We start from the raw sequence: 8,555 nt of genomic DNA on the forward strand, positions 1-8,555 counted from the left end.
CGTTTAACGTTCGGGAGTGTCCAGCACATAAAATGAACCCGCCGGATCCAGTCCTAGTAATTCTCCCGTTGGTTTTGGCCGGGAGCTCATTCACCGCAGTAAAAAGGAGTCAGTCTTCAATGGCACGCACCGCTTCCCTGTCAGGTTTCCCGGAGTTGCTTCCGCAGGAACGGATGGTGGAGTTGCATGTGCTCGACACGCTGCGCCGCATCTTCGAACTGCATGGGTTCTCTTCGATCGAAACCCGCGCAGTTGAAACCATGGGCCAGCTGCTGCGCAAGGGTGAGATCGACAAAGAGGTCTACGCGGTCTCCAGGCTTCAGGCCGACGACGACGGCGGCGGCCCGGGCGCATCCGATACCGACCAGCTGGCACTGCACTTCGACCTGACTGTTCCGTTCGCCCGCTACGTGGTGGAAAACGCCGGTCACCTGGCCTTTCCGTTCCGGCGCTACCAGATCCAGAAGGCCTGGCGCGGAGAACGGCCGCAGGAGGGCCGTGCGCGCGAATTCACGCAAGCGGATATCGACGTCGTTGGTGAGGGAGAGCTTCCGTTCCGGTACGACGTCGAACTGGCCCTCGTCGTCGTCGATGCCCTCAGCGCATTGCCCATCCCCGACTTTCAGCTGCGGATCAACAACCGCAAACTGGCCGAAGGGTTCTACCGGGGGATAGGACTCAAAGACACCGCCGGCGTGCTGCGCAGCATCGACAAGCTCGACAAGATCGGCCCGGAGAAGGTTTCGGAACTGTTGCAGTCGGAGCTCGGCGCGGACCAGGAGCAGGCTGCGGCAGCGCTGAAGCTGGCGTCGATCCGCACGGAGGACACCTCGTTCGTCGATCAAGTCCGGGCACTGGGCGTGACCGACCCGTTGCTGGACGAAGGCCTTGCCGAACTGGAGCAGGTCATTGCCGAGGCGACCCGGCGCGCTCCCGGCCGGGTGCTTGCGGACTTGAGTATCGCCCGCGGTCTGGACTACTACACCGGCACCGTATACGAGACGGTTCTGCTCGGGCACGAGGGCCTCGGGTCCATCTGCTCAGGCGGGCGCTACGATTCGCTGGCGAGCAAGGGCAATAAGAAGTATCCCGGCGTCGGGCTGTCCATTGGTGTTACCCGGATGGTGGCCCGCATTCTGAGCCAGCAGCTGGCCACAGCCTCCCGCCCGGTTCCGACCGCCGTTTTGGTGACACTGGTCGACGAGGAAAGCTGGTCCGCGGCCCAGGATGTGGCCAATCAGCTCCGCCAGCGGGGGATTGCGGCTGAGGTTGCCACAGCTGCAAGCAAATTCGGCAAGCAGATCAAGTACGCGGACCGGCGCGGCATTCCCTTTGTCTGGTTTACCAACGACGACGGCACGCATGCGGTCAAGGACATCCGCAGCGGCGAACAAGTCGAGGCCGATCCGGAACTATGGACGCCACCGGCTGCTGATTTGACCCCGACAGTCACCGCGGCACCGTAGTCATCGATTCTCCCGGTCACCGGAGTACTGCACCGCGGCCCTGCCTGCCAGCCCTGCCAGCAGGACCGCGAGCATGGTCAGCACCGAAAGCAACGGCAGGGTAAAGGCGAGCAGCAGGCACCCGATGAAGCCAACCGCGTTCAGCACTTTAGGCCAGTACCACGGCCGCTCCTCCAGCGTGAAAGCGGACATGTTCGCGATGGCGTAATAGATCAGCACACCAAAGCTGGAAAACCCGACGACGGTGAGCACGTCCGTTGTCAGCAACAGCAGGATGACGACGGCGGCAACGGTGAGATCGGCGATGAAGGGAACCTGGAACCGTGAACTGATGCGGGCCAATGGACGGGGAAGATCTCCTCCGCGTGCCATCGCCAGGCTGGTCCGTCCAACTCCGGCGATCAGCGCCAGCAATGCGCCCAGGCTGGCCAGCGCGGCAGCCACAGTGACTGCCCCGGTGCCCACGGAATCACCGATATCCTGCGCCAGGGCCAGCAGCGGTGCTTCCGTTTCCGCAAGAGTTTCGGCTCCCAGTGCCTCCAGCAGTCCCAGGGCAAGCAACATATACAGGATCAGCACGACGGCGAGGGACGCCAGAATCGCCCGCGGAATGTTCCGCTCCGGCTCACGGACCTCTTCGCCCATGGTGGCGATCCGGGCGTAGCCGGCGAAGGCAAAAAACAGCACTGCGGCGGCCTGCAGCACCCCCAGCGGCGAGGCCAGGTCAGGGGCCTCAGCGGCGGGCGCCGGGCTGGTGCTGAAGGCGACCACCAGCAGGAACGCGAGGATGGCCACCACCAGCGATACTATGATCCGGCTGGCCATCGCCGTCCGGGTGATCCCGAGCAGATTCACGGTTGTCAGCAGCACGACGGCGGCAATGCCGGCAGCGGTTTCGTAGCCGGGAAAGGCATAGAGGCCAAACGTGAACGCCATCGCGGCGCAGGATGCGGCCTTGCCCGTGACAAAGGACCAGCCGGCGATGAAACCGGCCCAGGGACCCAGGCGTTTCCGTCCGTAGACGTAGGTTCCGCCACTGGTTGGATAGATCCTCGCGAGCTGGGCCGAGGCGGAGGCATTACAGTACGCGACGAAACCTGCGATGGCCACGGCGAGCGGCAACCAGGAGCCCGCGGCCGCAGCGGCCGGCGCGAAGACGACGAAAACACCCGCGCCGATCATCGAGCCAATTCCGACGGTTGTGGCGTCGAATCCGCCCAATTGCCGTTGCAGTCCTGCAGAGCCGCTCATGGGAACCTCCGACCGATACCGCCAGTGGCATCAGGCCGGCTGCCATCAACGGTAAACTCGAACACGATTGCCTGATTAACCTTACGCGAAGGGATTCTTGTGCTGCGCACACACGAGCTTGGATCATTACGGTCCGAACACATTGGACAGACTGTGACGCTGACCGGCTGGGTCGCACGGCGCCGCGATCATGGCGGGGTTGCGTTCCTGGACCTCCGCGATGCGTCCGGTGTGGCGCAGGTCGTGGTCCGCGAGGAGGAAGTCTTCCACTCGCTGCGTAACGAGTATGTCCTGCAGGTGACCGGCAGCGTGGAGAAGCGTCCCGCAGGCAACGAAAACACCTCGCTCGCCACTGGTGATATCGAAGTAATCGCCGAAACCGTGAAGGTGCTCAGCACCTCCGAGCCGCTCCCGTTCCAGATTGACGAGCATGTCGAGGTGGGCGAGGAAGCCAGGCTGAAGCACCGGTACCTGGACCTGCGCCGGCCTGGCCCCGCAGCAAACATCCGGCTGCGCAGCGAGGCCAACCGCGTGGCCCGCGAGCTGCTCCACGGAGTTGGCTATGTCGAAATAGAAACCCCGACGCTGACCCGCTCGACGCCGGAGGGCGCCAGGGACTTCGTCGTTCCCGCACGGCTGGCACCCGGCTCCTGGTACGCACTTCCGCAGTCTCCGCAGCTCTTTAAGCAGCTGCTGCAGGTCGGTGGGTTCGAGAAGTACTACCAGATTGCCCGCTGCTACCGGGATGAGGACTTCCGGGCGGACCGCCAGCCTGAGTTCACCCAGTTGGACATCGAAGCCAGTTTCGTCGAACAGGACGACATCATCGAGCTCGGCGAACAACTGATCAAGGCACTCTGGGCGCTGATCGGCGTCGAAATCAAGACTCCCATCCAGCGGATGACGTACTGGGACGCCATGGCGCGGTACGGATCGGACAAGCCCGATCTGCGCTTCGGCCTGGAACTGTCCGAACTCACTGAATTTTTCAAGGACACCACCTTCCGGGTCTTCCAGGCCCCGTATGTGGGAGCCGTCGTCATGCCCGGCGGTGGTTCGCAGCCGCGCCGCCAGCTTGACGCCTGGCAGGAGTGGGCGAAGCAGCGCGGGGCAAAGGGACTGGCCTACGTTCTGGTCGGCGAAGACGGTACTCTCTCCGGTCCAGTGGCCAAGAACCTTACCGACGCCGAGCGAGCAGGGCTGGCTGACGCCGTCGGCGCGAAGGGTGGCGACTGCATCTTCTTTGCCGCCGGAGACATCGCCTCTTCGCGCGCACTGCTGGGTGCGGCACGGGTGGAAATCGGCCACCGCACCGGGCTGATCAATCCTGAGGACTGGGCCTTCGTCTGGATCGTGGACGCACCCATGTTTGAATCCGCGGAAACGGCGGAAGCTTCGGGCGACGTCGCCATTGCCGGTGGGCAGTGGACCGCCGTGCACCACGCCTTCACTTCTCCCAAGCCGGAGTTCATGGACACCTTCGAGCAGGACCCCGAATCGGCACTGGCGTACGCCTACGACATTGTCTGCAACGGCAACGAGATTGGCGGCGGATCCATCCGTATCCACCAGCGGGATGTGCAGGAGCGCGTCTTTAAGGTGATGGGTCTGGGCGAGGAGGAAGCCGGGGAGAAGTTCGGCTTCCTGCTTGAGGGTTTCAAATACGGAGCACCGCCGCACGGCGGCATCGCTTTGGGCTGGGACCGGGTGGTTGCGCTGCTCGCCGGGGTGGATTCAATCCGCGATGTGATTGCCTTCCCGAAGTCCGGCGGTGGCTACGATCCGCTCACGGGCGCACCTGCCCCGATCACCGTGCAGCAGCGCAAGGAAGCCGGCGTTGATGCGAAGGCGGCGCAGGAATAGCTACCCGTCGAACTTGGTAAAAGCCCTGATCGGCGGATCCATGTCGTTGGCTTCGCTGAATCCGAGGGACTCGTAAAAGGCATGCTGGCCCTCGTCGGCGTCGGTAATCAACACCTTCTGCCGGACATCTCCATAGTGGCCCAGGATGTTTTCCAACATTTGCCGGCCGAGGCCTGATCGCTGGTGCTCCGGGTCTACGAGGATGTCCTGGATGTAGCAGATCGTCGCGTTGTCCGAGATGGCCCGCGCCAACCCGATCAACCGTCCATCCAGCCGTGCGGTGATGACGAAGGAGGATCCTCCGATCGCGGCAGCCAGTGACTCGGGTGCTTTGGTGTACGCAGTCCAGCCAACAGCTTCGTAGAGGCGGATCAGATCATCCAGTGGTACGGAAGTGGCCGGGGCAAGCCGTATCCGGGAGTCTTTCATGGCATCAGCATACGCGCGCCTATGGTCATGGGGAATGGTCAGTTAGTTCCGCCGGGATAGTCAGCATGCTTAGATGAATACATGTCGGTTTTCCTGCGTGCCATTGAAACTTCCTTGCCGCCCACCGTGCTGGAGCAGTCAGCAACGAGGGACCGCTTCGCCTCCCAGCCGGGAATAACCCGGCTGGGAGGGCGGCTTCTGCACGCGGCCTTCGACCAGTCGGGGATCGACCGTCGCTACACGGTCATAGAGGGGTTGGATGCTGCCGACGACGACGGCAACGCCTCGGACTTCTACGAACCTGGCGAGGGGCGGCTCCTTATGCCCGGCACACGGGTGCGCAACGAGCTTTACATCGAAGCGGCGACCAAACTCTATGTCGACGCCGCTGCTAAGGTGCTGTCGGCGTCGGACGGGATAGAGCCGGAGGACATTACGCACGTTGTTACCGTCTCCTGCACCGGTTTTTACCAACCCGGACCGGATTACAAGATCGTCCGGGCACTCGATCTGAATCCGCACGTGCAGCGCTACCATCTGGGCTTTATGGGCTGCTACGCATCCTTTCCTGCCTTGCGGGCGGCGAAGGCATTCTGCGAGGCCGAGCCCGACGCCGTAGTCCTCGTCGTCAGCGCCGAACTCTGTTCGCTGCATGTCCGTTCGTCGAACGACCCGGACCAGATTATTGCTTCTTCCGTATTCGGTGACGGCGCTGCGGCAGCTATCGTAACGGGACAGGAACCCGGGCCGGAGGCGACGGCGCTGCGGCTCGACCATTTCGAAACATCGCTGACACCCGTCGGTGAAGATGACATGGCCTGGAAGATCGGCGATGAGGGCTTCGAAATGGTGTTGAGCAGTTATGTTCCCAAGATCATTGACGAGCACATCCGCGGTGCGCTGGAGCCGCTGTTGGCCCGTGAGCCCGAACTGGCAGAACGTCCGTATAAAGAGATCCAACGCTGGGCCATCCACCCCGGCGGCCGCAGCATCTTGGACAAGGTGGAATCCAAACTAGAGCTTCTCCCTGATCAGCTCACACCATCGCGGGAAACGCTGCGCCAATACGGGAACATGAGCAGTGCGACCATCCTGTTCGTGCTCAAGCACATCCTCGAAAGTTCTTCCACCGAATCGGAAGAGCGCGTCTGCGCCATGGCTTTTGGTCCAGGCTTGACGGTGGAAACAGCGTTGATGACCAAGGTATCGCCGGAGGCGCATTGATGGCGCCTGCTCCGTGGCCTCCCCGGCTGGACCAACGGGTTATCAACGGGCAGGAGCGGATGGATGATCCCGCTGCAGACCCTGTAATGCTCAGCCGCACGTACCACCAGTTCAAATACGTCAATGCCGCGATCGCAGGCTGGCATCGGATCTACCGTTCCCGGATCCGGCCGGTGCTGCGCCGGGAACGGACCAACTCCATCGCCGATATCGGATCCGGCGGTGGAGACATCACGCGTGCCTTGGCTCACTGGGCACAGCGGGACGGCTTTCAGATCACCGTCCTTGGTGTCGATCCCGACGAGCGGGCGCACGCCTACGCCCTCGCACAACCCGCCGTCGACGGCGTTTCCTTCCGCACCGCCTATAGCCATGACCTGGTGCACGAGGGTGCGGCATTTGACATCGTCGTTTCCAACTTCATGCTGCACCACCTCACCAGCGTCGAGTTGCAGGCCCTGCTGGCCGACAGCGAACGACTTTGCACGGCAAGGACCATCCACGCCGACATCGAGCGAAGCCGCTTGGCCTATGCATTGTTTTCGGCCGGAACTTCGCCGTTCTTCCACAACTCGTTCATCCGTGAAGATGGCCTGACGTCAATTCGCCGCAGCTATACGCATTCTGAATTGACGGCGGAGGCACCGCAAGGCTGGCGTGTCGAGCTTCAAATCCCGTACCGGAATCTGCTGATTTTCGACGTCGGGCAGCGCCCCGGCGGCCCATCCGGAGACAGGTGACGGGAAGTGGCATCGAAGCTTCTGGATGCAGCGGTGGTCGGCGGAGGACCCGTCGGAGTCTATTTGGGAGCCCTGTTGGCCCACGGCGGACTCGATGTCCAGGTCCTGGAACGGCGGGCCGCTCCGGTGGGGCACTCCCGGGCAATCGGCATCCATCCGCCGGCACTGGAGTCGTTCGACCGCATCGGTGTCACCCCCTCCATCCTCGCCGAAGGCGTCAGAATCGACCGCGGATTCCTGCGAAGTGAGGGTCGTACTTTCGGCGGCTTGTCCTTCAACTCCGTATCTGACCGGCATCCCTATATAGTTTCGCTGCCGCAACACCGTACCGAGTCACTGCTGGCCGCGCGGCTGGAGGCACTTCGTCCCGGTGCCTTACGCAGGGGAGTCGACGTCGAAGGGCTCAAGGATGAAGGTGGCTCCGTACGACTGCGCGCGCATACCGCTTCCGGGACTGAAGAGGTAAGAGCCCGGATGGTTATCGGGGCCGACGGCGGCAACAGTTTTGTGCGCACCGCGGTGGGTATTGGCGTGCGTAGACACATGCACCGGGACACCTATTTGATGGGAGATTTCACCGATACCACGGAAGATGGCACCGCTGCCGTAATTTGGCTGGAGCCAGGCGGCGTCGTCGAATCGTTTCCCCTGCCAGGCCGATTGCGCCGCTGGGTGGTCCATCTGAACCGTCCAGCCCAGGAACCTACTGCCGAGGAACTTTCAGGCCTGATCGAGGAGCGGACAGGAATTGCAGTGGATCCGGCGGGTAACACTATGATCAGTGGCTTCGGCGTACGGACCCAGTCCGCGGACCGGATGGTTGCGGCACGAACAATCCTTGTTGGAGACGCGGCACACCAAGTCAGTCCCATCGGCGGGCAGGGGATGAACCTTGGCTGGCTCGATGCCGCCGCTTTGGCGCCCATCCTGATCCAAACCGCCCGGACTGGAGATACTGATGAGTCAGCCTTGGCACGCTTTGAACGGCGGCGGATGCGCTCTGCCGCTGTTGCGGCCAATATGGCCAGGATCAATATGGCCATGGGCCGTCCCGTGAGCGGTTTTGGCCTTCGGGCCCGTGACCTGTTGCTTCAAGCCCTGCTGACGCGTCCCGTTCGCGGAGTTCTCGCCCGCGCGTACTCCATGCGATGGCTTTGAACTTTCCCATCCTGAAGCCTCAGTTCCTCGAGCGGGTGGTCTTGTCCTCCACAGGGGCTGGGGTGGGGTTGGTTGTTCACATTGGTGGTTGGCCCATGGAGTGGTTGGGTTGGGGCCGGTAGTGTCGAATACATGTATTAGGTATCTGCTTAGCTGAAGTAGTATCTATTCATGGAAGATCCGCAGCCAGCAACGCCGGTGGGCGGAGTCGATTATCCGGTGACCTTCGGGCAGTTTCAGGACTGGTTTTCCACCGATGAGGCCTGTTTGGACTATTTGGCCAGACTGCGCTGGCCCGAAGGGTTCATCTGTCCCAAGTGTGGAAGTATCGACCATTGGCGCACGGGGGCCGGTCTGTGGATGTGCAAGGCCTGCACCCGTCGCACGTCAGTGACAGCTGGCACAATTTTCGCCCGGACCCGGA

The 8,555-nt window shown here is 62.5% G+C and carries 8 protein-coding genes; 6 read left to right on the forward strand and 2 right to left on the reverse strand.

Translation table 11 applies throughout. The features are described 5' to 3' along the window. Nucleotides 1–119 precede the first annotated feature (119 nt). On the forward strand, nucleotides 120–1,466 hold the full coding sequence (hisS, locus tag Y707_RS0115100) for a histidine--tRNA ligase (protein ID WP_026535706.1): 1,347 nt from the start codon (nucleotides 120–122) through the stop codon (nucleotides 1,464–1,466). Here hisS and Y707_RS0115105 read toward each other — a convergent pair whose 3' ends face one another. Next, nucleotides 1,467–2,717, reverse strand: coding sequence for an APC family permease (locus Y707_RS0115105; protein WP_026535707.1), 1,251 nt, complete (start codon nucleotides 2,715–2,717; stop codon nucleotides 1,467–1,469). It lies immediately after the preceding gene. A 99-nt stretch (nucleotides 2,718–2,816) separates the two neighbouring features. On the opposite strand from Y707_RS0115105, the gene aspS reads away from it, so the two are divergent. Then, entirely contained in the window at nucleotides 2,817–4,580 is a 1,764-nt protein-coding gene (gene aspS / locus Y707_RS0115110; protein ID WP_026535708.1) for an aspartate--tRNA ligase, read from the forward strand. Here aspS and Y707_RS0115115 read toward each other — a convergent pair whose 3' ends face one another. Further along, on the reverse strand, nucleotides 4,581–5,009 hold the full coding sequence (locus tag Y707_RS0115115; protein ID WP_035781876.1) for a GNAT family N-acetyltransferase: 429 nt from the start codon (nucleotides 5,007–5,009) through the stop codon (nucleotides 4,581–4,583). An 81-nt stretch (nucleotides 5,010–5,090) separates the two neighbouring features. Here Y707_RS0115115 and Y707_RS0115120 point away from each other — a divergent pair, with 81 nt between their 5' ends. The 4 genes from Y707_RS0115120 to Y707_RS29990 all read left to right on the forward strand — a co-directional run. Next, a complete protein-coding gene (locus Y707_RS0115120; protein WP_026535710.1) occupies nucleotides 5,091–6,233 on the forward strand; it encodes a type III polyketide synthase in 1,143 nt (380 codons plus the stop codon). Further along, nucleotides 6,233–6,973 (forward strand): class I SAM-dependent methyltransferase, encoded by a 741-nt coding sequence (locus tag Y707_RS0115125; protein WP_035781878.1) that lies wholly within the window; start codon nucleotides 6,233–6,235, stop codon nucleotides 6,971–6,973. The genes Y707_RS0115120 and Y707_RS0115125 overlap by 1 nt, the downstream gene beginning before the upstream one ends. A gap of 6 nt (nucleotides 6,974–6,979) precedes the next feature. Then, complete coding sequence (locus tag Y707_RS0115130) at nucleotides 6,980–8,131, forward strand: FAD-dependent oxidoreductase (RefSeq protein ID WP_026535712.1); 1,152 nt, start codon at nucleotides 6,980–6,982, stop codon at nucleotides 8,129–8,131. 171 nt (nucleotides 8,132–8,302) lie between these two features. After that, nucleotides 8,303–8,555 (forward strand): transposase (locus Y707_RS29990; RefSeq protein WP_026535713.1); only part of this gene is annotated, 253 nt, incomplete at its 3' end.

The organism is Arthrobacter sp. H14 (genome assembly GCF_000520495.1).
Taxonomy (GTDB): domain Bacteria; phylum Actinomycetota; class Actinomycetes; order Actinomycetales; family Micrococcaceae; genus Arthrobacter_C.

What these genes read in the sequence shown, in the direction of transcription:
- Y707_RS0115125 (WP_035781878.1), top strand. Translation starts at nt 6,233, where the DNA reads ATGGCGCCTGCTCCGTGGCCTCCCCGGCTGGACCAACGGGTTATCAAC.
- Y707_RS0115105 (WP_026535707.1), bottom strand. Translation starts at nt 2,717, where the DNA reads ATGAGCGGCTCTGCAGGACTGCAACGGCAATTGGGCGGATTCGACGCC.
- hisS (WP_026535706.1), top strand. Translation starts at nt 120, where the DNA reads ATGGCACGCACCGCTTCCCTGTCAGGTTTCCCGGAGTTGCTTCCGCAG.
- Y707_RS0115115 (WP_035781876.1), bottom strand. Translation starts at nt 5,009, where the DNA reads ATGAAAGACTCCCGGATACGGCTTGCCCCGGCCACTTCCGTACCACTG.
- Y707_RS0115120 (WP_026535710.1), top strand. Translation starts at nt 5,091, where the DNA reads ATGTCGGTTTTCCTGCGTGCCATTGAAACTTCCTTGCCGCCCACCGTG.